Genomic DNA, 23,240 nt, shown 5'->3' with positions numbered 1-23,240 from the left:
AAGTGGGGTTGTTTCAGTGCGGGAATACGGGGGACGTCAGTGGCCCATGCCGAGGCCGCCGTCGACCGGCAGCACCGCGCCGTTGACGTAACCGGCCTCTTCGGAGGCGAGGTAGCGGACGGCGGCGGCGATCTCCGACGGCTCGGCGTACCGGCCGGAGGGAACCTGGGCGAGGATCTCCTTCTTGCGGTCCTCACCGAGCTCGTCGGTCATGTCCGTGGCGACGAAGCCGGGGGCGATGACGTTCGAGGTGATGTTGCGCGAGCCCAGCTCACGCGCGAGCGAGCGGGCGAGACCGACGAGACCGGCCTTGCTCGCCGCGTAGTTGACCTGGCCCGCGGACCCGGTGAGGCCGACGACGGACGAGATGAAGATGTAGCGGCCCCACTTCCCGCGCAGCATGCCGCGGGAGGCGCGCTTGGCGACCCGGTAGGCGCCGGTGAGGTTGGCGTCCACCACGCGGGTGAACTGCTCCTCGCTCATGCGCATGAGCAGGGTGTCGTCGGTCATGCCCGCGTTCGCGACGAGGACCTCGACCGGACCCTGGTGCTCCTCGACGAGCTTGAAGGCGGCGTCGATCTGCTCGGCGTCGGTGACGTCGGCCTGCACCCCGAAGAGGCCTTCGGGCGCGCCGGAACCGCGGTGCGTGATCGCGACCTTGTGTCCCTGCGCCGCGAGGTCCTTCGCGATCGCCAAACCGATGCCGCGGTTGCCGCCGGTGACCAGTACCGACCGTCCCACAGAGCTCTCCTCGCCTCGTCTTCGTCCGCTGACGCCCTGAGGTTATCGGCTCACCCGGGACCAGCCGGAGCCGCGCCACCCCTACCTCCGGGTAACCGCGACCGTCCTAAGCGGATGTTAGGAACCGGGCCGAAACCTTGCCCCGTCGTCACGGATTGTTCACCGTGAGCCGGAACACAGGAGGTCAAAGATGACAACCCGGATCGGTGAAACGTCGCCGCCCGTAAGCGAGAGGCGAGTCGTCGGCAACGTGCTGCGCGGCTCGATCGGCAACCTGGTCGAGTGGTACGACTGGTACGCCTACGCCGCCTTCACCACGTATTTCGCGAAGTCCTTCTTCCCCACCAAGGACACGACGGCGGCCTTCCTCGGCACCGCGGCGGTGTTCGCCGTCGGATTCCTCATGCGGCCGCTCGGCGGCTGGATGCTGGGCCGGTTCGCCGACCGGTTCGGGCGACGAAGCGCACTCGTGCTTTCCGTCACGTTGATGGCGGCCGGATCGCTGATGATCGCGCTGACCCCGACCTACGCCACGATCGGCATCGCCGCGCCGATCCTGCTGCTGGTCGCCAGGCTCATCCAAGGGCTCTCGGTCGGCGGCGAGTATTCGACCTCCGCGACCTATCTGTCCGAAGTGGCCACTCCCGGCAAACGCGGGTTCTACTCGAGCTTCCAGTACGTGACGCTGTACGGCGGCCAGCTGCTGGCGCTCGGCCTCCAGCTGCTGCTGCAGGCCATCCTCACCGAGCAGCAGCTGACCTCGTGGGGCTGGCGGATCGCGTTCGTCGTCGGCGCGCTGGCCGCGGTCGTGGTGATGTTCCTGCGCCGCGGGATGGACGAGTCGGCCAGCTTCGAGGAGTCGAAGGCGTCCGGCACCGGCAAGGACGCGGGTGACAAGGGCACGCTGCGGGCGCTGATCAAGTATCCCAAGGAGATCGCGCTCGTCGTCGGCCTCACCCTCGGCGGCACGGTGTCGTTCTACACCTTCGCCACCTACAGCCAGAAGTTCATGGAGAACACCGCGGGCATCCCGCGCCGGACGGTCACGCTGATCCTCTTCTGCGCGATCCTCGTCGCCGCGATCCTGCAGCCGTTCGCGGGCAAGCTCTCCGACCGGATCGGCCGCCGCCCGCTGCTGATGTTCTTCGGCATCGCCGGAACGCTGCTGACCGTCCCGATCATGACGCTGATGGGCGGGACGAAGGAGCCGGTGCTCGCCTTCCTGCTGATGCTGGCCGGGCTGGTGATCGTCACCGGGTACACCTCGATCAACGCGATCGTGAAGGCCGAGCTGTTCCCGACGAAGATCCGCGCCATCGGCGTCGGTCTCCCCTACGCGCTCACGGTGGCGATCTTCGGCGGCACCGCCGAGCTCATCGCGCAGGCGCTGAAGGGGGCGGGCCACGAATCGGTGTTCTTCTTCTACGTCGCGGGCTGTGTCCTGGTGTCGCTCATCGTTTACGGCACAATGCGGGAAACCTCGAAGACCTCCGAGCTCGAGAAGAAGCCGGAGCCCGAGCTGGTTTCCGGCCGAGAAGGCTAGGCGGAAGGGTATGGCCGTGCGGGTGCTGCTTGTCGAAGACGACGCCAGCGTCGCCGACGCGCTCTCCGAGACCTTGCAAACGCGCGGCCACACCGTCTCCCACGCGATCCGGGGCTGCGACGCGCTGCACCGGCACCGCGAAGCCGACGTGATCCTGCTGGACCTCGGCCTGCCCGACATGGACGGGCTCGACGTCCTCAGGAAGGTGCGTCAGGTTTCGCTGGTGCCGGTGCTGGTCCTCACCGCGCGCGGCGACGAGCGGTCCGTGGTGCGCGGGCTGCGGCTCGGCGCCGACGACTACCTGACCAAACCGGTCCGCCTCGCCGAACTGCTGGCGAGGATGGACGCGGTCGTCCGCCGCGCCGCCGTCTCGGCCGCGCCGCAGGACGACGTCGTCCGTGTCGAGGACGTCGAAATCGACCTCGCGGCGCGGCGCGTGCTGGTCGACGGGAACGACGTCGGCCTCACCACCAAGGAGTTCGCCGTCCTGGCGGTGCTCGCCGCCCGGCCCGGCACCGCGGTGAGCAGGCAGCAGCTGATGGACGAGGTCTGGGGCGACGCGTACCTCGCCGTCTCCCGCTCGCTCGACGTGCACCTGACCCAGCTGCGCGCGAAACTCGACCGGCCGGGGCTGCTGACCACGATCCGGGGTTTCGGCTACCGCTTCGGCCGGGACTGACCGGTGCGTGCCCGGCTGCTGGTCGTCCTCGTCGCGCTCGCGCTGACGGTGGTCGCCGCGTTCGCGATCCCGCTGTTCGGATCGACGGCCGCGCAGCGGACGCAGCAGCTGGTCATCGCTCGCAACGCCGACGTCGACAGGTTCGTCGTCCTCGCCCAGCAGGCCGTCGACGCCGAAGACGCGACAGCGCTGACGGTCGAAGCCGCGCGGTATTCGTCGTTATACGGCGAAGCCGTCGTGGTGGTCGACGCACGCGGAATGCCACTGGTCGAGACCGGCGGCATGGCCGCCGCGGAACCGGTGGTGCACTCGCTCGTCGAGTCCGCGCTCCGCAACCAGCCCGCGAAAGGCCCCGAACAGCTGAGCCCGTGGTCGGCGGATCCGGTCTACTTCGCCCGTCCGGTCGGTACCGGGACCCGGGTGGCCGGGGTGGTCGTGCTCAGGGCGGCGGTGACCACGGCGGCGGCCGACGTCGCCACCCGCTGGGCCGCGATCGTCGCGGGCGCGGTGCTGGTCGCGGCGGTGTTCGTACTGCTCGCGGTCCTGCTGGCACGGTGGATGGTGCGGCCGCTGCACGAACTGGAGACCGGTGTGGAGGCGGTGACCGGCGGGCATCGCGCGCAGGTTCCCGACAAGGCGGGGCCGAGGGAGCTGCGATCGCTCGCGACGTCGTTCAACCGGATGTCCGACGCCGTCGTCGAGGCGTCCGAACAGCAGCGGCGGCTCGTCGCGGACGCGTCGCACCAGCTGCGGAATCCCATGGCGGCCTTGCGGTTGCGCGTGGATTCGCTGGCCGCGCAGGTCGACGGCGACGGGCAACGGGTCTACCGGGCGACGGTCGCCGAGGTCGAACGCCTGGAGTCCTTGCTCGACGGACTGCTGGCACTGGCGCTCGCCGAAAGCGCCGCGACCCGCCTCGCCGCGGGCGAAGCCGGCGACGAACCCTGCGATCTCCCGTCCGTGCTCGCGGAACGCGTCGACGCGTGGCGGCCGTCGGCCGACGACGCCGGAGTCGATCTCCCCGCCGCCGAAGGTCACCACACACCGGTGCCGGTGCGGTGCCCGGAAGGCGATCTCGCCCAGGTGCTGGATGTCCTGCTGGACAACGCGGTGCACTACGCGGGCCGGGGCGCGACCATCACCACCGGCTACGAAACCGACGGCGCCACCGCCACGGTCTTCGTGTCCGACAACGGTCCCGGACTGTCCACAGAGGACCGCGAACGGGCGACCGAACGGTTCTGGCGTGCCGGTGGCGACGGCGCGCCGCGGGGAACGGGGCTCGGCCTCGCGATCGCGAACCAGCACGTACTCGCCCGCGGCGGGAAACTCGAGCTGCGCGAGGCGAAACCGCACGGACTCGAAGTCCGCGTCGCACTCCCGCTGGCCGAGGAGACGCCATGACCGTCACCAGGCGGACCGCACTCCTCGCCGGGCTCGCCACGCTCGCGGGTTGCTCGACGGTGGGCTACCAGGGCCCCGAACGGGAGGTCGTCATCGCGGCGGGCGAGAGCGGCGGTTTCTATCTCGCCTTCGCGGAGCTGCTGGCCCAGCAGCTGAACCGGGCGGAATCACGGCTGCGCGTGACGGCCGTCGCGACCGAGGCCAGCGTCGAGAACCTGCGGCGATTGAGGGACGGCAGGGCCGATCTCGGGCTCGTCCTCGGCGATGTCGCCGAATCCGCCTTCGCGGGAGCAGAGCCGTTCTCCGTCCCGATCGCGTTCTCGGCCATCGGCCGCGTCTACGAGAACTACCACCAGCTCGTGGTCCGCGCGGACGGCGGTGTCCGGTCACTCGCCGATCTGGCCGGGCGGCCGGTGGCGATGGGCGCGAACGGCTCCGGCGTCGCGGTGTTCAGCACCCGGCTGTTCGCCCGCGCCGAACTCCCGGTGGACGCGAAGAACCTCCTGCTCGGGGAGGCGATCAACGCGCTGGTGGCGCACGAGGTCGACGCGCTGTTCTGGTCCGGCGGGATCCCCACGCCCGCGCTCACCGAGTTGAACCGGACCACTCCGATCACCCTCCTCCCGCTCGACGCCCACCTCCCGGCCCTGCGCGCGGGCTACGGTCCGGTGTACGACCAGGTCCACGTCCCGGCTCAGGCGTATCGAGGAGTCGGCGAGCTGCGGACGATCGGCGTCGCGAACCTCCTGCTGGCGGCACCTTCCCTGCCCGACGACGTCGCGGCCGCCGTCGCGCGGGTGCTGGCCGGGCACGCCGCCGACCTGGTCCCGGCGCCCGCCGTCGGAACCCAGTTCCTCGACGTCCGGACGCTGATCGGCACCGGCAAGGTGCCGCTGCACCCTGGTGCCGCGGCGGCCTACCGTGCCCTGCACGGGTGACCAGGGCTCCGTCTCCAGAGGGATGCGCGTCACCCGGTGGCGCTGCCATGGTCGGAAGGGAGGCGGTCGTCGGGCCGCCCCCGATCCGGAAGGACTCCAGCAGTGTCATCGAGACACACCAGGGTGGTGCGGGGTTCGGCACTCGTCGCGGGCCTCGCGCTCGCGGGAGGGCTCGCCACGACAGCTCCCGCCGTCGCGGCGGAGCAGGCCAAACTCACCGCACCCGCCCTCACCGGTCAGTACGAGGTCGGCACCACCGACCTCCACCTCATCGACAGTTCCCGCCCAGATCCGTGGAAACCGGAACGGCGCCGGGAACTCATGGTCACCGTCACCTATCCGGCGGACCGGTTCGCCGAAGCTCCGCGCGCGCCATGGCTCACGCCGGGGATGAGCACCGTCATCGACCAAGCGCTGGCGGGCGAGAACTACCTCGGTCTCCCCGTCGGCTCCATCGACTGGGCGTCGGCGAAACGAAGGGCCGAGATCGGCGTCCCGGTGGCGCACGGCGCGCCGAAGCCCGTCGCGCTGTTCTCCCCCGGTTTCGGCGGCCCACGGGAGACATACTCGGCGATCGTCGACGATCTCGCGAGCCGTGGCTACGTGGTCGTCTCGCTCTCGCACACCTACGAGAGCGCGGCGGTCGAATTCCCCGGCGGACGGCTGGAAACTGCCCTACCGCAGGGAGAAGGCCCCGAATTCATGAAGAAGGCGCTCGACGCGCGGGTCGCCGACAGCCGGTTCGTCCTCGACCAGCTCGCGAAGATCACCCGGGGCGAGAACCCGGACGCGGAGAAGCGGCAGCTTCCCCGCGGGCTCGGCTGGTCGCTCGACCTGTCCAAGGTCGGCGCCTACGGGCATTCCTACGGTGGGTTCACCGCGGGCGAGACGATGGTCCACGATCGCCGGATCGACGCCGGGATCAACCTGGACGGCGCGATGGCGACCGCGTTCGGCTACCCACCGGGGAGCCCCTATGTACCGGGCGAGGTCACGAAACGCGGTCTCGACCGGCCGTTCATGCTGATGGGCGCCGAAGGGGTCGGCCAGGACGGGAAACCGCTCCAGCACACCCACCGGACGCCCGAATTCGACCGCAGCTGGGCGGATTTCTGGGCCAACCAGCGGGGCTGGAAGCGCGACCTGCTCCTGCGCGGCGGCAGCACGCACATGGCGTACAGCGATCTGCAGGTCATCGTGCCGCAGCTCGGCGCACGCGTGGCGCCGGAGAAGCGGGAGGCGGTCATCGGCACCATCGATCCCCGTCGTTCGCTGGCCGCGCAACGGGACTACATCGGCGCGTTCTTCGATCTGCACCTGAAGGGCCGTGACCGGCACCTGTTCGACGGCGAGTCGCCGCGTCATCCGAACATCGATTTCATCGACTGAGCCCCACACGCGTGAAGGCCCCCTTCCCCCTATGCCAGGAACTTAAGGTCGGCGGGGGAGCCTGTTCAGGCACGTTTGGGCAGGTCGCGAAGTTTCGCCGGTGGCTACCGCCTCAGTGGCGCGGTAGTCGCTCACCGGTGAACGGCAAGTGGTCCGTGAAGGCCTCCTTGAGGGACCCAGAGTCCCTCAAGGAGGCCTTCACGGACCTGAGCGTGTCCTTTATGGACACCCGGACACCTAGGACCCCGCCGACCTCAAGTTCCTGGCATTGCTGCTCAGCCGAGGGAAGGGGCCTTCACGTAGGTTGAAACCGTGACCGAGCCACGGAAACCGATCGTCGAAATGCCGCTGCGCGTGCGCTACCACGAGTGCGACGGGCAGGGCATCGTCTTCAACGCGAACTACCTCGCGTACGTCGACATGGCCATGTTCGAAGTGGAGAGAACCCTTTACGGCTCCCACGAGGCGGCGCTGGCCCTCGGTGTCGACGTCGTCGTCGCCGAATCGAACCTGCGTTACCGCGCGCCCTGCCGCTACGACGACGAGCTGGTCGTCTCCGTGTTCATGAACCATCTCGGCACGACGTCGCTGATCATCGACTTCGAGATCAGCCGCGACGGCGCGGTGTGCACCGAAGCGACCACCCGCTACGTCTTCGTCGATCCGGCGACGCTCAAGAAGGCGGCGCCACCCGCGGTCGTGCGCGAGGTGTACGCCGCCCTCCTGCCCGCTCAGGCGGACTGAACGCCGGGGCGCCGGTCCTCGACGACGTAGCTGGCCAGCGTACTGATCGGCGCGCCGGGGGTGTTGACGAACGGCACCACCCGGAAGTCGCTGCGCCAGCGCTGCCGGTTGACGTTGACCCGGACGTACCCGCGCTGGTTGTTGAAGAACTTCATGTGCGGGTTGGCCTTCAGCAGGTTCTCGCCGGCGGGCGTCATGTCGGCGCCGTTGCCGCCGCTGGTGATCGACGTCCCGACGAACTCGCTCGCGACGGTGGGCGAACCCGGGTCGCCGAAGTTCTTCTTGAGGTCCCAGGCGTAGTTCTGGTGCCTGTCGCCGGTGATGACCACCAGGTTCCGCACCCCCCGGTCCTGCGCCGCGGCGAGGACACGGTCGCGGTCGGCGACGTAGCCGTCCCACGGGTCGAGGTAGACGTTCGTCGCTTCACCCGCGTCGGTGTCGGTCTGGCCCATCGGCGCCTGGTTGCCCAGGATCTGCCACCGCGCGTGGGACCGGGAGAAGCCGTCGAGCAGCCACTTCCGCTGTTCCGAGCCGAGCAGCGTGCGGTCCTCGTCGAACCGCTCGGTGCAGTTCGCCGACTGGCCGTCGCCGCACGGCTGGTCGTCGCGGTACTGGCGGGTGTCGAGCATGGTGAAGTCGGCGAGCGTGCCGTAGCTCAGGCGCCGGTGAAGGCGCGCGTCCGGCCCCTTCGGCAGCTGGGCGACGCGGTACGGCAGGTGCTCGTACATCGCCTGGAAGGCCTGAGCGCGACGCTGCCGGAACACCGCCGGGTCCTGGTCGGGTTCGTTGTCGGCCTGGGAAAGGTCGCCCGCCCAGTTGTTCTCGACCTCGTGGTCGTCGTTGACGTGGATCCACGGGAAGGCGGCGTGCGCGGCCATCAGCGGCGCCTCGGACTTGTAGAGCGCGTACTGGAGCCGGTATCGGGCCAGGTCGAAGGTCTCACCCTTGAACTGCGACCCCACCGGCGTTCCGCGGCCGACCCCCGTGACGCCGCTTTCGTAGAGGTAGTCGCCCAGGTGCACGACCAGGTCGAGATCCTCGGCGGCCATGTGGTCGTAGGCGGTGAAGTGCCCGGCCTCCCAGTTCTGGCAGGACGCGAACGCGAAGTTCAGCTCGCGCGGCGAAGACCACGCGACGGGCGCCGTCCGGGTGCGGCCGACCGGCGAGACCTCGCCGCCGGTGCGGAAGCGGTAGAAGTACTCGTGGTCCGGCGCGAGACCGTGGACCTCGGGGTGCACGGAGTGGCCGAGTTCGGGTGTGGCGACCACGGAACCGCGGCGGATCACGGCCCGGAAGCGCTCGTCGAGCGAGACTTCGTACTCGACGCGCACCGGCGTCCTCGGCATGCCTCCGAAGCCGTCGGCCTCGTAGGGCTTCGGCGCGAGCCTGGTCCAGAGCACGACGCCGCCGGGCAACGGGTCACCCGAAGCGACGCCGAGGGTGAACGGGTCGCCGGCACCGCGAGCGAGCGGCATCGCGCCGGCCGCGTTCCAGGCACCGGTCCCCAGCAGGACGGCGGCCGCGCCGGCGGAGCCATATCCGAGGAAGCGACGCCGCGACAGGGGGTGAGGGAGCGAAGGCATGAAGCCCTCCTGTGGTGGGATGGTCACGGGCGGCCTCATGCTCGTCCGCGTACATGGCCTCCCGGCCGCCCTCAGGCGAAGCGCCCGTGAACGAAAGACGATCAACCCTCGTGTTCCGCATCCTTTTCTACCGCCCCGAAATCCCACCCAACACGGGTAACGCGATCCGCTTGACCGCGAACACCGGTTGTGAGCTCCACCTGGTGGAACCGCTCGGTTTCACACTGGAGGACAAGCAGCTGCGGCGGGCCGGGCTCGACTACCACGACCTCGCGCGCGTCCACGTCCACGCGGACCTCGACGCGGCTTGGGCCGCTTTGCTGCCCGCCCGGGTCTACGCGTTCAGCGCTTCCGCGACGCGGCTGCACACCGACGTCGCGTACGAGCCCGGTGACGTGCTGATGTTCGGCCCGGAGTCGGCGGGGCTGCCTCCCGAGGTCCAGGAGGCTCCTCAGGTGACCGATCGGGTCCGGCTGCCGATGCTGCCGTCGAGCCGGTCGCTGAACCTCTCGAACACGGCGGCGATCAGCGTCTACGAGGCTTGGCGGCAGAACGGCTTCGCCGCCCCCTGATCCTTTGTGGACAGCCGGTTTCGCATATCCACAAAGGATTTTTGAGACCTCGCACGAAATACGAGCGGACGAGTGTGCCCGCGTCCGATCAGCGGTTCCCGCCGCCGCCCGCGTTTCGCCATACTCCGACTCGGGCGAATCGGGAGGGGTTCACGTGATGCGGGGAAAGTTCTTGCTGTGCGGGTTTGTCTCGGTCCTTTTGCTCGGCGGCGCGCAGGAGGCGGCGGGGGCTTCGGTGCCGGTCGTCGACCTCGGCGCTTTCCCGGTCGACAGCGACAGTCGCGCCACCGCGATCAACGACGACGGCACCATGGCCGGCGTCTACAGCACCGCCGCCGGCGGGGCGATCGCCGCGCGCTGGAACGCCGACGGCGCGGTGGTCCCGCTCGCGGTGCCGAGCACGTATCGCATGACAGAAGCACGGGCGATCAACGCCAAGGGGTTCATCGCCGGTTCGGCCTATGACGACCTCTCCGTCCGACGGCCGGTGCTCTGGCGTCCGGACGGCTCGTTCACCGAGTTGAGCTCGCCGGACCGCTACGGGCACTCGGAGGCCACCGCGGTCAACACCGCGGGCGTCGTGGCAGGCACCGTCGCGATCGGCAGCCCGCCGGTCGAACGCGCGGCGAGGTGGGACGCGAAGGGCGTCATGACGTTGCTTCCCTTGGCACCGGGCGACACCAAGTCGGCGGCCACGGCGAGCAACGACGCGGGCGTGATCGTCGGGACCTCCGGGGAAAAGGCCGTGCGCTGGAACCCTGACGGCACGGTCGTCCGGTTGCCCCTGCTTCCCGGCGACGACCGCGGCTCGGCCCAAGGTGTCAACAGCGCCGGGGTCGTCGTGGGCGGTTCCGGTGTCCACCCGGTGCGCTGGGCCGCGAACGGCACCGTCACCGCCCTGCCTTCCCTCCGCCCCGAGGACCCGGTCGGCAACGCCAAGGCGATCAACGACTCCGGCGTCGTCACCGGCCTCTCCGGCGTCGGGAGCGGCCGCCACTCCGCGGTGGTGTGGGACGCCCAGGGCACGATCACCGGCCTCGGCACCCTGACGGGACACGACCAGAGCGCGGGTACGGCGATCAACTCCCTCGGCGTCGTGGTCGGCGCCTCCGAACTGACCTCCGCGCGCGGACGGCACGCCGCGCGGTGGACAGCGCCGGGCAAGGCCACCGATCTGAGCCGTTCGTTCCCCGGCGGCGACCGCGCGGAGGCTTCCGCGATCAACGTCCACGGACAGGCCATCGGCCAGTCCCTCCCGCCGGACGGCATGCCGCATCCCGTCACCTGGACACCGGGCGGTGTCCTCACCGACCTCTCCCCCGACTCGAACACCCCGAAGGCCAACGCCATCAACGCTCACGGCGTCATCGTGGGTACTGACGACAGGAAGCTGAGCAAGGACCACGCGATCCGGTGGGACCGGGACGGGACCCTGACCGCCCTCAAGGAGCCGGAGTACCACACGTATCGCTCGCTGGCCTGGGGGATCAACGACAGCGGGGTGATCGTCGGCAGCGCGCGTTCCCGGCGCGGCAACTTGCAGCCGACGAGGTGGGCCTCGGACGGCACGCCGAGCCTCTTGCCCCTCCTGCCCGGTCACGACAGTGGCACCGCGAAGGCGATCAACAACCGCGGGGTGATCGTCGGAAGCTCCGACCCCCGCGACGAGACCGGCAGGCACGCGGTCCGCTGGGCCCCGGACGGGACGGTGACCGAGCTGCCGGGCTTGCCCGGCGAGAAGTACACCTACGCCGTCGCGCTCAACGATCGTGGCGACGTCGTCGGCCACTCCGGGGATCACGCCGTCCGGTGGGGCCCCGACGACCGGATCACCGAGCTGTCCATCCCCGACGGCACGTACCGCGGCGAGGCGACCGGGATCAGCGACACCGGGGTCGTGTCGGGTTCGTACGAAGCCGGGGTCGCCGGAGCCCCGGGACAGGCGCTGCGCTGGGCCCCGGACGGGACGGTGACGGAACTGCCGTCGCTGCCCGGCGGACACCGGACCAAGGCCAACGGCATCAACGCCGTCGGCGACATCGTGGGCTCGTCCGACAACGGCGCCGGCCAGGTGCACGCGGTGCGCTGGCCCGCCACCGGGGACGCGGTGGTCACCCGGTAGCCGAACCCGCTACGGCAGGCGTTGCCCCAAGAAGAGCGACGCGGCGGCGCCGATCATCAGCACCAGCGTCCCGATGATGACCCAAGGCCTGCTCGCGTCGGCGTCCTTCAGCTCGTACCCGATCTGCTCGCCGAGGTCGTCGTACACGCGTTTCAGCTCGTCCGCACTCGCCGCCTTGTAGAAGTCGCCGCCGGAAAGCCGGGCGATCTCCTCCAGCGATTCGTCGTCGACCTTCACGTCCTGCGGTTTGCCGTCGATGTCGACCGAGCCGTGCGTGGTCCCGAACGAGATCGACGAGATCGGCACCTGGGCCTGCTTCGCGGCCTGCGCGGCCGTGTAGCCACCGCGCGGTGCGTACAGATCGTCCGGGACGGTCTGCTTGCCGTCACTCATCAGGACGATCCGGGCGGGCGGCGGACCTTCCGCGCCACCGACGATCGCCGAGAAGCTCTCGATCGACTGCAACGCGGCGAAGATCCCCTCACCGGTGGCCGTCGACTGCGCCAGCTTGAGGTTGTCGATCGCCTTCACCACACCACCGCGGTCGGTGGTCGGCGCGACCAGCACGGTCGCCGTCCCCGCGAACGAGATCAACCCGAGGTTCACCCCCGGCGTCATGTTCTGCGCGAACGAGCGCGCCGACTCCTGAGCCGCCTTGAGCCGGGTCGGGGCGACGTCGGTCGCCTCCATCGACAGCGAGGTGTCGATCACCAGCATCACGGTGGCCCGGTTGCGGGGCACCTTCTGCTCGGCCGTCGGCCCGGCGAGCGCGACGGTGAGCACCAGCAGCGAGAGGACGATCAGGATCGCGGGAACGTGCCGCACCCACCCCTGACTCTTCGGCGCGACCTTGTCCAGCAGTTCCAGGTTGGCGAACCGCATCGTGCGCTTGCGCCGCGCGCGCTGGGAGAGCACGTAGCCCACGGCCACGGCGATCACGGCCAGCAGCAGCAGGAACCACCACGGCGAGGCGAATCCGGTCAAGCTCACGCGACACCACCGGACCAGCGGCGTTTACGGGCCACCACGAACCGGACCATGTCCGCGATCCAGTCCGAATCGGTGCGCAGCACCAGATGCGCGGCACCGGCCCGCCGCAGCGCGGCCGCGACCTCCTGCCGGTGAGCATGCGCCGCGGCGCCGAATTCCTTGCGCAGCAAGGCCGAAGCGTGCACTTCGCGCTGTTTCCCTGTCTCCGGGTCGGCCAGCACGACGGTGCCCACGTCGGGCAGGTCGATGTCGCGCGGGTCGAGGACTTCGATGGCGATGAGGTCGTGGTGACCGCCGAGCGCGCGCAACGGACGCTGCCATTCGGTGTCACCGAGGAAATCGGAGATCACCACGGCGAGCCCGCGACGGCGCGGCGGACGACGCAGTTTTTCCAGTGCCGCGGCCAGATCCCCGCGGACACCTTCCTCGGCACGCGGGGTCTCGGCGAGTTTGCGGACCAACCCCCGCGCGTGCGGAAGGCCGCCGCGCGCCGGGATGCGGGTGATACTGCCCGCCCCGTTGGAGACGAGCGCGCCGATCCGGTTGCCGCCCCCGCCGGTCAGATGGGCGACCGCGGCCGTCGCGCAGACGACCAGGTCACGCTTCTCGCACAGCGCGGTGCCGAAGTCGAGGCTCGCGGACACGTCCGCCACCAGCCACGTCTCCAGCTCGCGGTCGGCGACGGTCTCCCGGATGTGCGGGCTCGTCGTCCGGGCGGTGACCGCCCAGTCCATCCGGCGGACGTCGTCACCGGGCTGGTACGGCCGGGCCTCCCCCGGTTCCGAACCGGGACCCGGCACCAGACCGAGATGGTTTCCCTGCAGCAGACCGTCGAGACGGCGGCGCACGTCGAGTTCGAGGGTGCGCAGGCCCGCCTCCATCCGCTCCCCGCGGAGTACCGGCGGTGCCCAGGAAGGACGTTCGCCCTTCTCGTTCTTCACGCTCTTGTCCTACCGTCTAGTGGTGAACCCGCGACCGCGATCGACGTCGACAGCCGTCGCGCTGGTCGCCTTTCCAGGTCCATCTTCAGCTCCGCCGACAGTTCCTACCTGACGGGTGCGCCGGCCGGAACCGGGCCGCCCTGCCCGGATCCGCCCTGCGGACGGGCCGAGACCTGCGGCAGCGGCACGGTCTGGAGCACCCGCGTGATGATGTGGTCGATGGGCACGCCGTCGGCCAGCGCGTCGTAGGACAGCACGAGCCGGTGACGCAGCACGTCGGGAACGACGTCGACGACGTCCTGCGGCAGCACGTAGTCCCGGCCGCGGACCAGCGCCAGCGCCCGGGAAGCGGCGATGATGCCGAGGCTCGCACGCGGCGAGGCGCCATAGGACACCCAGCCCGCGACGTCGGCGAGGCCGTGGTCGTTCGGCGTACGGGTGGTGAGCACGAGACGGACGACGTAGTCGACCAGCGCGTGGTGCACGAACACCTGCGAGGCGACGTTCTGCAGCCGGACCAGCTCGCCGGGGCTCAGCACCTCTTGCGGAGTGGGCGCGGTGACACCCATCCGGTAGATGATCTCCCGCTCTTCCTCGGCTGTCGGGTACTCGACGACGATCTTGAACAGGAACCGGTCGCGCTGCGCCTCGGGCAGCGGGTACACACCCTCGTTCTCGATCGGGTTCTGCGTGGCGAGCACGAGGAACGGGTCCGGCATCGGGAACGTCTGGCCGCCGATCGACACGTGCCGCTCGGCCATCACCTCGAGCATCGCCGACTGCACCTTCGCGGGCGCGCGGTTGATCTCGTCGGCGAGCACGAAGTTCGCCACCACAGGGCCGAGTTCGACGTCGAACCGCTCGGCGCCCTGGCGGTAGATCCGGGTGCCGAGGATGTCGGCGGGAACCAGGTCCGGGGTGAACTGCACCCGCGAGAACGAGCCGCCGACCACTCGCGCGAAGGTCTCGACGGCGAGGGTCTTCGCGACACCGGGAACGCCTTCGAGCAGGAGATGGCCCCTGGCCAGCAGGCCGACCAGCATCCGTTCGACCAGCCTGTCCTGGCCGACGATGATCCGCTTGACCTCGAACACGGTCCGCTCCAGCAACTGGGCGTCCCGCGCCGGCGTTCCGGGCTGCTGCTGCGCGCCGTCGGCGTAGCCGGGCTCGGTCACTCGTGCCTCCTGTGTTCACCGCTTGCGTTCTTGCGTCCGGATGTGACCGTAGTGGTCGGTGGCACAGCCGTTCGTGAAGGTAGCCAACCGGACCACCGGTATGACGGCTGTGAAGGGTTCACGCGGAAGTGGCGGCGTGGCAGGCGCCGTAGCCCTCGGCGCGGGCGATGATCCGGCCGTTCCGGATGCGCACGGCCGCTTCGGTGGCGTCGCTGACGGCGGAGACTCCCACGGCCGCGGCGAGTTCCCCGGATTCGTCGTGGACGATCCGCAGCCGTGGCCACGCCGAGGGCGCGACGGCGGACGCGAGACCGTCGCGCAGGTCGGCGATGCCCAACCGGGCGAGGGGGCCGAGTTCACCGGGATCGCCGGTGACCAGCACAGCGGTGACCGCGTCGGCGGACGGCGCGGCGCGCAGTGCCTCCTCGATGGCGGCGAGCCGATGCAGGCCCAGTACGGCGAGAACTCCGTCTCGGTCCAGGTCGGCAGGCTCCCCGCGGAGCGCGTCGGTCACGACAGGCGGCGCCCACTGCTCGTCGGCGGGCCGGGCGGGCGAGACGTGGGGCAGGTAGGCGGGCTCCCACCTGTCGTCGAGGTCGAGCTCGGCGAGTCGTTCACAGGCGCGGACGATGGCGAAGGGTTCCCCGAAGCCGGGAGCGGCCGCGGCGAGCTGGCCCGCACCGTGCAAAGTGGTCAAGGCGATCTCGGCCACCTGGACCATACGGGCTTCGTTCCGTTTCGAGGACGGCAGCTGTTCCAAGCACAGTCCTAACAGGATCGCACTGAGGCTCGTCAGTTGTGAGAACGGCCTGCTGACCTGATCGTCGGACACGATCTCGGGCAGGAGGTCCCTGCGCAGCCTGCTCGCGCTGCGTCGCTCGTCAGTGGTCAGCGGGAGCCGGGCGATCCAGGCGCGCGCGAAGGCTCCCAGTACGGCTTCGGCCGTCTCGGCGAGCGGCCCACCCTGTCGACCGGAGGCCTCCTCGGCTTCCTGGACCAGGACGGCGAAGTAGAGGGCGCGTTTGCTCGGGAAGTTGGAGTAGACCGCCCCCCGGGTCAGCTCGGCACGCTCGGCGATCCGGTCGATCTTGGCGTCACGGAAGCCCCGCTCGACGAGCTCTTCCCTGGCCGCGGCCAGGACCTTGGCCCGGTTGTGTTCCTGCAGCTGCGCCCTGCTGAGCCGGACCATCGCTTCCCTTCGTCCCCACCGTCACCGCGCCTGCCGAGCGCAGAATACCGGCCCCATTCAGATGTCATGAACATCTGATATAACCATTCTGTTGAGGGAAGGGCAACGTGGCGTGGTCACGTCTCCGCGCTGGAGCCCTTCACGCGACCTCACTGTGACCGCCGGTGTGTTCGGGTGTCCGTGAAGACATCCCCGAAGAGCCCGCCACATCTGACTTAGCCCCTCCGACCCCGGGACCTGATCTCATGCGTGTTCTCTTCACCAGCCTCGCGTCGATCGGCCACACGTACCCGCTGATCCCACTCGCGATCGCCGCCAGGGACGCCGGGCACGAAGTGCGTTTCGCCGTCGGCGAGAACGTCCACGCTCCCCTGCTCGAAAACGGGCTCCGGCCCTTTCGCCCCGCGGATTCGTTCTACGAGATCTACGCCGAGGACCTCGAACCGGAACTGGCACGGCTGAGGCCGGACCTCGTCGTCCACGAATGGGGGCAACCGGGAGCGGCCATCGCCGCGCAGCGCGCCGGCGTTCCCGCCCTCTGGCACGGATTCGGCCGCTTGTTCCCCGAGGGGATCGGACTCCAGCGGCCCACACCGGCGGCGGGCCTCCCCGACCGGCCCCATCTCGACATCTGCCCACCGTCCTTACAGGACAAGACCTTCCTGGCGACGGCCGAGCGCATCGAACTGCGCCCCGTGCCCTATTCCGAACCGGCCCCCTGGCGTCTCGAGCGAACCGCTCGACCACTGATCTACCTGACGCTCGGCACCGCCTTCGGTACGCCGGAACTGCTGACCACGGCCATCCGAGGGTTGTCCGCGCTCGACGCGCGGGTGGTGGTCGCCTCGGGACGGGTCCGCCCGGATCACCTCGGCGTCTTGCCCGACGACGTCACCGTCCGGGAGTGGATACCGCAAGCGGAACTCTTGCCGCACGTCGACGCTGTCGTGCACCACGGCGGCAGCGGCACCACCCTCGGCGCGCTCGCCGTCGGCGCCCCACAGCTGATCCTCCCCCAGGGGGCCGACCAGTTCGCCAACGCCGAAACCCTCGGCGCGGCGGGCGCCGCGCTGAGCCTCCTCCCCGGCGAACTGAGCACGGACGCCATCACCGAGCACGCCCGGACCCTGCTGCGACACAGCGACCACCGTGACGCGGCCCGCGCGATCGCCGACGAGATCGCGCGGATGCCCTCCCCCGACGAGGTCGCCCGCGACCTGCCGAAATGGGCCGGACAGCGCTAGGAAAACCGGTCCAGATCCTCCGGGGTGTCGATGTCGGCGCTCTCCCCCGGTTCCTCGGGCACCTCGACGATCTCCAGGCCGCCCAACGTCCGCCGCAGCGACGCGTTCTCCACCGTCTCCGGCAAAGCGCCCCGCAGCGCCGCGACCCACCAGGCGCCGAGCAGCCACTGTCGCTCGCCCGAGGCGTCGACCAGCACGGCGCCGGAAGCAGCACCCAGCGAAGCCACCAAACGCTCCACTGTGGACGGCCGTACGCCTGCGAGGTCGCCGGCCAGCAGGACGACGATCTCCGTGTCCACCAGCGCGAGCCCCGCCGCCAGCGCGGCCACCGGACCGGCGCCCGGCTCGGCTTCCCTCGTCCAGACGACGTCGCCGAATCCCGGCCGTTCCGGGCCGACGACGATCACCTGATCCGCGCCCGCGAGCGCCGTCAGAGCCCTCGCCAGCAACGGTTTCCCGCCGACGGGCAGCGCGGGTTTGTCCACACCGGACAGACGGCGCGCGGCACCGCCCGCCAAGACGATCCCGGCGTAGGCCACGCCTAGCCGATCAAACGGGTCGCGTACGGCATGATGCCGCCGTAGCGCACCGGCGCGATCCGGACCCGCAGACCCGACTGCGGCGCCTCGACCATCTGCCCGTTCCCGAGGTACATCGCGACGTGGTGGATTCCCCGCGCGCTGCCGCCCCAGAAGAGCATGTCGCCGCGGCGCATCTGCGAAAGCGGCACCTTCCGCCCGGCGTTGTACTGATAGCCGCTGTAGTGCGGGAGCGACCGCACCCCGGCGAACGCGTAGATCATCAGCCCCGAGCAGTCGAAACCGATCTTCATGTAGTCGCCGTAGCGATCCGCCGTGCCGCCGTCGCGGATACCGCGCGTCGGGCCGGAGCCGTTGCCACCGCCCCACGCATACGGGAGTCCCAGCTGCGACAACGCGCGCTGGACGACGGCCTCGACACTCGACCCGGCCGGAGCCGACTGGACGGGCCTGCTCGACGGACGTCCGCCACCGCCCTGACTGGGCCTCGACGCGGCGAGAGCGGCCTGACGAGCGCGCTCTTCGTCCTCGCGGGCCTTCTGCGCCTTCCAGTCCTCGTAACGTTGCCGCTGCCCCTGGAGGCCGCTGACCTTCTGCTGCGCTTCGAAGAGCTGCTTCTCGACGTTGGTCTTGTCGGCTTCCAGCAAGCCGTTCTGCGTGGCCTGGGTGTCCTGCGCGTGCTGAGCGGCGCTCTGCGCGTTGTCGGCCTCGTGCTTGGCCGCCTCGGCCGCGCGCTTGCGCTCCTGCGCGATTTCCAGCTTCTTGCGCGCCGTCGCGTCCTTGTTGGACTTCTCCGTCTGCGCGCGCTTCATCGTGTCGAGCGCGTTGAGCCTGCTGCCGCCCACCGCGTCGAGCATCTGGGCGCGGCCGAGGAGTTCCTTGGGGCTGTCGGCGGTCAGGTACGCCGACACCGAGCCGACCGTGCTGCCCTGCTGGAAGCTGGCGGCGGCGAACTTGTCGAGGTCCGCGCGCGCCTTGTCGATGGTGGCCTGCGCAGCGTCGGACTCCGTGCGCGCGGACTGTGCCTCACGATCGGCCTGGGCCGCTTCGTCCTGGGCCGTCTCCGCGTCGACCCGGGCCTTGTTGGCCTCTTCCATCTTCAGCTCGACCTCGTCGTTGAGCTGAGAGAGCTTCGACTCGGCCTGGGCCAGCTGATTGGTGAGCCTGCCGACATCGCCCGCCTTGGCGTTGGCGTCGGCCTTGCTGGAGTTGATCTCGGAATCGCTGGGATTCGGCGGGGGCGGCGGTACCGCGATGGCGGTACCCGTCACCCCGAGCAACAGGGCGACGCCGAGCGCGCCGATGGTCACGCCACGGCGGGCACTGGTCCGGGACCCGGTTTCACCACGCACGATCCGCCCACCTCCTGATCTTGAACGACGAGCTCACTGTGCCACTGCTGTCACAGCAATACCAGAAGCACCACCAGGAACTTACACACCGTAGGCACCATTTCCCCTCAACGGGGGACGAACAGACGAACGTTTCGTCACTCGAATGGCCGCAGGTCGGTGAGACGTTCCCTACCCGCGTGTCGGGTTGCCTCCCAAAAAGTACAGGCGTACTGTTTGTGGGGACGAACGAGGTGTGCCATCCCGGGTCCGGACTTACGGTGGGGGTGCGCAACACTCGCTCCTGGTCGACCCGAACGACCTGGAGAACACACCGAACTGACCCGCCACTGGAGTTAGAAGTGACTGCACCCGCCAGCAAGGACAGCTTCGGCGCCAAAGACACGCTGAAGGTGGGCGACGCCTCCTACGAGGTGTTCCGCCTGAACAAGGTCGAGGGCTCTGAGCGCCTTCCCTACAGCCTGAAGATCCTGCTCGAGAACCTGCTGCGGACCGAGGACGGCGCGAACATCACCGCCGACCACATCCGCGCGCTCGGCAACTGGGACGCCAAAGCCGATCCGTCGATCGAGATCCAGTTCACGCCCGCCCGCGTGATCATGCAGGACTTCACCGGCGTGCCCTGCGTCGTCGACCTCGCCACCATGCGCGAGGCCGTCACCGACCTCGGCGGCGACCCGGACAAGGTCAACCCGCTCGCGCCCGCCGAGCTGGTCATCGACCACTCGGTCATCATCGACGTCTTCGGCCGCGCCGACGCCTTCGAGCGCAACGTCGAGATCGAGTACGAGCGCAACCGCGAGCGCTACCAGTTCCTCCGCTGGGGCCAGGGCGCCTTCGACGAGTTCAAGGTCGTCCCGCCGGGCACCGGCATCGTGCACCAGGTCAACATCGAGCACCTCGCGCGCACGGTGATGTCCCGCAACGGCCAGGCGTACCCCGACTCCTGTGTCGGCACCGACTCGCACACCACCATGGTCAACGGCCTCGGCGTGCTGGGCTGGGGCGTCGGCGGCATCGAGGCCGAGGCCGCCATGCTCGGCCAGCCGGTCTCCATGCTCATCCCGCGCGTCGTGGGCTTCAAGCTCACCGGCGAGATCCCGACCGGCGTCACCGCCACCGACGTCGTGCTCACCATCACCGAGATGCTGCGCAAGCACGGTGTGGTCAGCAAGTTCGTCGAGTTCTACGGCGAGAGCGTCGGCGCGGTGCCACTGGCCAACCGCGCCACCATCGGCAACATGAGCCCGGAATTCGGTTCCACCGCGGCGATCTTCCCGATCGACGAGGAGACCGTCCGCTACCTCAAGCTCACCGGCCGGTCCGAGGAGCAGGTCGCGCTCGTCGAGGCCTACGCCAAGGAGCAGGGCCTCTGGCACGACGCGTCGCACGAGCCGGAGTACTCCGAGTACATCGAGCTGGACCTCTCGACGGTCGTCCCGTCGATCGCCGGCCCGAAGCGCCCGCAGGACCGCATCGAGCTGACCGACGCGAAGAACTCGTTCCGCAAGTCGATCCACGACTACGTCGGCGGCGAGCAGGTCCCGCACACCAACGTCGACGAGAGCGTCGAGGAGACCTTCCCGGCCAGCGACCCCGCCGCCCTCTCCTTCAAGGACGAGGACGCCGTCGAGGTCCAGTCGGCGGCGAACGGCCACAGCGGCCGCCCGACCAACCCGGTCAAGGTCAGCACGTCCGACCGCGGCGAGTTCATCCTCGACCACGGCGCCGTGGTGATCGCCTCGATCACCTCGTGCACCAACACCTCCAACCCGTCGGTCATGCTCGGCGCGGCGCTGCTCGCACGGAACGCGGTCGACAAGGGCCTCGCGGTCAAGCCGTGGGTCAAGACCTCGATGGCGCCGGGTTCGCAGGTCGTCACCGACTACTACAACAAGGCTGGTCTCTGGCCGTACCTGGAGAAGCTGGGCTACCACCTGGTCGGCTACGGCTGCACCACCTGCATCGGCAACTCGGGCCCGCTGTCGGACGAGATCTCCGCGGCGATCCAGGAGAACGACCTCACCGCGGTTTCGGTGCTCTCGGGCAACCGGAACTTCGAAGGCCGGATCAACCCCGACGTGAAGATGAACTACCTCGCGTCGCCGCCGCTGGTCATCGCGTACGCGCTCGCCGGCACGATGGACTTCGACTTCGAGAACCAGCCGCTCGGCCAGGACACCGAAGGCAACGACGTCTTCCTGAAGGACATCTGGCCATCGGCCAAGGAGATCCAGGAGACCATCGACTACGCGATCACGCAGGAGATGTTCACCAAGGACTACGCCGACGTCTTCGACGGTGGCGAGCGGTGGAAGTCGCTGCCGACCCCCGAGGGCAAGACCTTCGACTGGGACGCGGAGTCCACCTACGTCCGGAAGCCCCCGTACTTCGACGGCATGAAGGCGGAGCCGTCGGCGGTCACCGACATCTCCGGCGCGCGCGTGCTGGCGAAGCTGGGCGACTCGGTCACCACCGACCACATCTCCCCCGCCGGCGCGATCAAGCCGGGCACCCCGGCCGCGCAGTACCTGACCGAGCACGGCGTGGAGAAGAAGGACTTCAACTCCTACGGCTCGCGTCGCGGTAACCACGAGGTCATGATTCGCGGCACCTTCGCGAACATCCGGCTGCGCAACCAGCTCCTGGACGACGTGCAGGGCGGCTACACCCGCGACTTCACCCAGGACGACGCCCCGCAGTCGTTCATCTACGACGCGGCGCAGAACTACGCGGCGCAGGACATCCCGCTGGTCGTCCTGGGCGGCAAGGAGTACGGCTCCGGTTCCTCGCGTGACTGGGCGGCCAAGGGCACCTCGCTCCTGGGCGTGCGCGCGGTGATCACCGAGTCGTTCGAGCGGATCCACCGGTCGAACCTGATCGGCATGGGCGTCATCCCGCTGCAGTTCCCGGCGGGCGAGTCGGCCTCGTCGCTCGGCCTCGACGGCACCGAGACCTTCGACATCTCGGGCATCACGAAGCTGAACGACGGCGAGACCCCGCGCACGGTCCACGTCACCGCGACGAAGACCGATGGCACGAAGGTGGAGTTCGACGCGGACGTCCGCATCGACACCCCAGGTGAGGCGGACTACTACCGCAACGGCGGCATCCTGCAGTACGTCCTGCGGAAGATGACCCAGGCGTAAGCACCACAAGCGAAGGCCCCTTTCCCCGCACTTCGGGGAAGGGGGCCTTTCGCGTTCTTCGGTACCGTGCGGGTATGACCAGCGGCAGAGTTCAGGTCGAGAACGGCGAACTGGCGTACGAACTCCGGGGCGAGGGGGATCCCGTCATCCTGCTGCACGGCGGGATGCTCGACTCCCGCATGTGGGACGCCGAGATGACGGCACTCGAAGACCGCTACACGGCCATCCGCTACGACGCGCGCGGGCACGGCGAGTCGTCCACGCCGAAAGAACGGTTCAAGCACTACGAAGATCTCCGCGCGCTGATGGCCGCGCTGGAACTCCCCCGCGCGTCGCTGGTCGGACTGTCCGGCGGCGGGCGGATCGCGGTCGACTTCGCGCTGACGTACCCGGACCTCGTCGACAACCTCGTTCTCGTGGCCACCGGTCTCAGCGCGATGACCACGAAAGACCCCTTTGTCCTGGAGCAGAACAAGAAGCTCGAGGAGGCGGTCGCGCGAGGAGATCTGCCCGCCGCCATCGAGTGTGTCCTGCGGATGTGGGTGGACGGGCCCCGCCGAGCGCCGTCGGACGTCGATCAAGAAGTCCGACGGCGGTGTCAGGAGATGTACACCCAGACGATCACCCGGCACGGCGGCAGCGGCTTCACGCTGATGGACGAACTTCGGGCCATCGAACGCACCGGCGAGCTGACGCCGCGCACCTTGACGCTGGTGGGCGACTTGGATTCCTCGGACATCGTCGACATCTCCGAACAGATCGCAGGCGAGGCCCGCGACGCCCGGAAAATCGTCGTCCCCGGGGTCGCGCATATGATCAATCTGGAGAAACCCGCCAGGTTTTCCCGGATATTGCTGGATTTCCTGGCCTGCTGACCGAATTCCGGGTTCGCAGTGACAACGAAGGCGTAACTCGCGTGATCAGGAACCGCACTCGCGTGATCAGA

Annotated in this window: 19 protein-coding genes; 11 read left to right on the top strand and 8 right to left on the bottom strand. The window is 69.4% G+C overall.

Going from position 1 to position 23,240, the window contains the following annotated elements; translation table 11 throughout:
* Positions 1-36: 36 nt before the first annotated feature.
* On the bottom strand, positions 37-741 hold the full coding sequence (gene fabG / locus HDA45_RS40390) for a beta-ketoacyl-ACP reductase (RefSeq protein ID WP_016334125.1): 705 nt from the start codon (positions 739-741) through the stop codon (positions 37-39).
* Positions 742-931: 190 nt separating this feature from the next.
* Here fabG and HDA45_RS40385 point away from each other — a divergent pair, with 190 nt between their 5' ends.
* The 6 genes from HDA45_RS40385 (at position 932) to HDA45_RS40360 (ending at position 7,438) form a co-directional block, all read left to right on the top strand.
* Positions 932-2,284 carry an MFS transporter gene (locus HDA45_RS40385; protein ID WP_184904579.1) on the top strand — a complete coding sequence of 451 codons (1,353 nt, stop codon included), beginning with the start codon at positions 932-934 and terminating at the stop codon, positions 2,282-2,284.
* A 10-nt stretch (positions 2,285-2,294) separates the two neighbouring features.
* On the top strand, positions 2,295-2,963 hold the full coding sequence (locus HDA45_RS40380) for a response regulator transcription factor (protein ID WP_184904577.1): 669 nt from the start codon (positions 2,295-2,297) through the stop codon (positions 2,961-2,963).
* A gap of 3 nt (positions 2,964-2,966) precedes the next feature.
* Positions 2,967-4,367, top strand: coding sequence for an ATP-binding protein (locus HDA45_RS40375; RefSeq protein WP_184904575.1), 1,401 nt, complete (start codon positions 2,967-2,969; stop codon positions 4,365-4,367).
* Positions 4,364-5,305 (top strand): TAXI family TRAP transporter solute-binding subunit, encoded by a 942-nt coding sequence (locus HDA45_RS40370; protein ID WP_184904573.1) that lies wholly within the window; start codon positions 4,364-4,366, stop codon positions 5,303-5,305. The genes HDA45_RS40375 and HDA45_RS40370 overlap by 4 nt, the downstream gene beginning before the upstream one ends.
* A 102-nt stretch (positions 5,306-5,407) precedes the next feature.
* Positions 5,408-6,694: an alpha/beta hydrolase gene (locus HDA45_RS40365; RefSeq protein ID WP_184904571.1), complete on the top strand. Its 1,287-nt coding sequence runs from the start codon at positions 5,408-5,410 to the stop codon at positions 6,692-6,694.
* A 312-nt stretch (positions 6,695-7,006) separates the two neighbouring features.
* Positions 7,007-7,438 (top strand): YbgC/FadM family acyl-CoA thioesterase, encoded by a 432-nt coding sequence (locus HDA45_RS40360; RefSeq protein ID WP_184904569.1) that lies wholly within the window; start codon positions 7,007-7,009, stop codon positions 7,436-7,438.
* On the opposite strand, the gene HDA45_RS40355 is transcribed toward HDA45_RS40360, so the two are convergent.
* On the bottom strand, positions 7,426-9,021 hold the full coding sequence (locus HDA45_RS40355) for an alkaline phosphatase D family protein (RefSeq protein WP_184904567.1): 1,596 nt from the start codon (positions 9,019-9,021) through the stop codon (positions 7,426-7,428). The genes HDA45_RS40360 and HDA45_RS40355 overlap by 13 nt on opposite strands.
* A gap of 110 nt (positions 9,022-9,131) precedes the next feature.
* On the opposite strand from HDA45_RS40355, the gene HDA45_RS40350 reads away from it, so the two are divergent.
* Both HDA45_RS40350 and HDA45_RS40345 read left to right on the top strand, forming a co-directional pair.
* Positions 9,132-9,593, top strand: a complete 462-nt coding sequence (locus HDA45_RS40350; RefSeq protein ID WP_184904565.1) for a TrmH family RNA methyltransferase — start codon at positions 9,132-9,134, stop codon at positions 9,591-9,593.
* Between the two features lie 157 nt (positions 9,594-9,750).
* Complete coding sequence (locus tag HDA45_RS40345) at positions 9,751-11,715, top strand: hypothetical protein (RefSeq protein ID WP_221471374.1); 1,965 nt, start codon at positions 9,751-9,753, stop codon at positions 11,713-11,715.
* Between the two features lie 9 nt (positions 11,716-11,724).
* Here the strand turns inward: HDA45_RS40345 and HDA45_RS40340 are convergent, their stop codons facing one another.
* From HDA45_RS40340 to HDA45_RS40325, 4 genes are all read right to left on the bottom strand, one after another.
* Positions 11,725-12,705, bottom strand: a complete 981-nt coding sequence (locus HDA45_RS40340; protein ID WP_184904561.1) for a VWA domain-containing protein — start codon at positions 12,703-12,705, stop codon at positions 11,725-11,727.
* Positions 12,702-13,586 carry a DUF58 domain-containing protein gene (locus tag HDA45_RS40335; protein ID WP_221473007.1) on the bottom strand — a complete coding sequence of 295 codons (885 nt, stop codon included), beginning with the start codon at positions 13,584-13,586 and terminating at the stop codon, positions 12,702-12,704. The genes HDA45_RS40340 and HDA45_RS40335 overlap by 4 nt, the downstream gene beginning before the upstream one ends.
* 164 nt (positions 13,587-13,750) lie before the next feature.
* A complete protein-coding gene (locus HDA45_RS40330; protein WP_184904559.1) occupies positions 13,751-14,821 on the bottom strand; it encodes an AAA family ATPase in 1,071 nt (356 codons plus the stop codon).
* 118 nt (positions 14,822-14,939) lie between these two features.
* On the bottom strand, positions 14,940-16,010 hold the full coding sequence (locus HDA45_RS40325; RefSeq protein ID WP_184904557.1) for a TetR/AcrR family transcriptional regulator: 1,071 nt from the start codon (positions 16,008-16,010) through the stop codon (positions 14,940-14,942).
* 245 nt (positions 16,011-16,255) lie between these two features.
* Here HDA45_RS40325 and HDA45_RS40320 point away from each other — a divergent pair, with 245 nt between their 5' ends.
* Complete coding sequence (locus HDA45_RS40320; RefSeq protein ID WP_184904555.1) at positions 16,256-17,254, top strand: glycosyltransferase; 999 nt, start codon at positions 16,256-16,258, stop codon at positions 17,252-17,254.
* Here HDA45_RS40320 and mobA read toward each other — a convergent pair.
* On the bottom strand, positions 17,251-17,793 hold the full coding sequence (gene mobA, locus HDA45_RS40315; protein ID WP_184904553.1) for an NTP transferase domain-containing protein: 543 nt from the start codon (positions 17,791-17,793) through the stop codon (positions 17,251-17,253). The genes HDA45_RS40320 and mobA overlap by 4 nt on opposite strands.
* A gap of 2 nt (positions 17,794-17,795) precedes the next feature.
* Entirely contained in the window at positions 17,796-19,145 is a 1,350-nt protein-coding gene (locus HDA45_RS40310; protein ID WP_184904551.1) for an NlpC/P60 family protein, read from the bottom strand.
* A 341-nt stretch (positions 19,146-19,486) separates the two neighbouring features.
* On the opposite strand from HDA45_RS40310, the gene acnA reads away from it, so the two are divergent.
* Both acnA and HDA45_RS40300 read left to right on the top strand, forming a co-directional pair.
* A complete protein-coding gene (acnA, locus tag HDA45_RS40305) occupies positions 19,487-22,294 on the top strand; it encodes an aconitate hydratase AcnA (protein WP_184904549.1) in 2,808 nt (935 codons plus the stop codon).
* A 74-nt stretch (positions 22,295-22,368) separates the two neighbouring features.
* On the top strand, positions 22,369-23,169 hold the full coding sequence (locus HDA45_RS40300; protein ID WP_184904547.1) for an alpha/beta fold hydrolase: 801 nt from the start codon (positions 22,369-22,371) through the stop codon (positions 23,167-23,169).
* Positions 23,170-23,240: the final 71 nt, after the last annotated feature.

The sequence above is a fragment of the Amycolatopsis umgeniensis genome (assembly GCF_014205155.1).
In the GTDB taxonomy this organism is placed as follows: domain Bacteria; phylum Actinomycetota; class Actinomycetes; order Mycobacteriales; family Pseudonocardiaceae; genus Amycolatopsis; species Amycolatopsis umgeniensis.
This window is presented reverse-complemented; position numbering and strand designations above follow the sequence as displayed.

Bases quoted from the DNA above. Each gene is read 5' to 3' on its own strand.
- HDA45_RS40300 (WP_184904547.1), top strand. From the start codon at position 22,369: ATGACCAGCGGCAGAGTTCAGGTCGAGAACGGCGAACTGGCGTACGAA.
- HDA45_RS40355 (WP_184904567.1), bottom strand. From the start codon at position 9,021: ATGCCTTCGCTCCCTCACCCCCTGTCGCGGCGTCGCTTCCTCGGATAT.
- HDA45_RS40320 (WP_184904555.1), top strand. From the start codon at position 16,256: ATGCGTGTTCTCTTCACCAGCCTCGCGTCGATCGGCCACACGTACCCG.
- HDA45_RS40345 (WP_221471374.1), top strand. From the start codon at position 9,751: ATGCGGGGAAAGTTCTTGCTGTGCGGGTTTGTCTCGGTCCTTTTGCTC.
- HDA45_RS40370 (WP_184904573.1), top strand. From the start codon at position 4,364: ATGACCGTCACCAGGCGGACCGCACTCCTCGCCGGGCTCGCCACGCTC.
- HDA45_RS40380 (WP_184904577.1), top strand. From the start codon at position 2,295: ATGGCCGTGCGGGTGCTGCTTGTCGAAGACGACGCCAGCGTCGCCGAC.
- HDA45_RS40385 (WP_184904579.1), top strand. From the start codon at position 932: ATGACAACCCGGATCGGTGAAACGTCGCCGCCCGTAAGCGAGAGGCGA.
- HDA45_RS40335 (WP_221473007.1), bottom strand. From the start codon at position 13,586: ATGGAGGCGGGCCTGCGCACCCTCGAACTCGACGTGCGCCGCCGTCTC.
- HDA45_RS40325 (WP_184904557.1), bottom strand. From the start codon at position 16,010: ATGGTCCGGCTCAGCAGGGCGCAGCTGCAGGAACACAACCGGGCCAAG.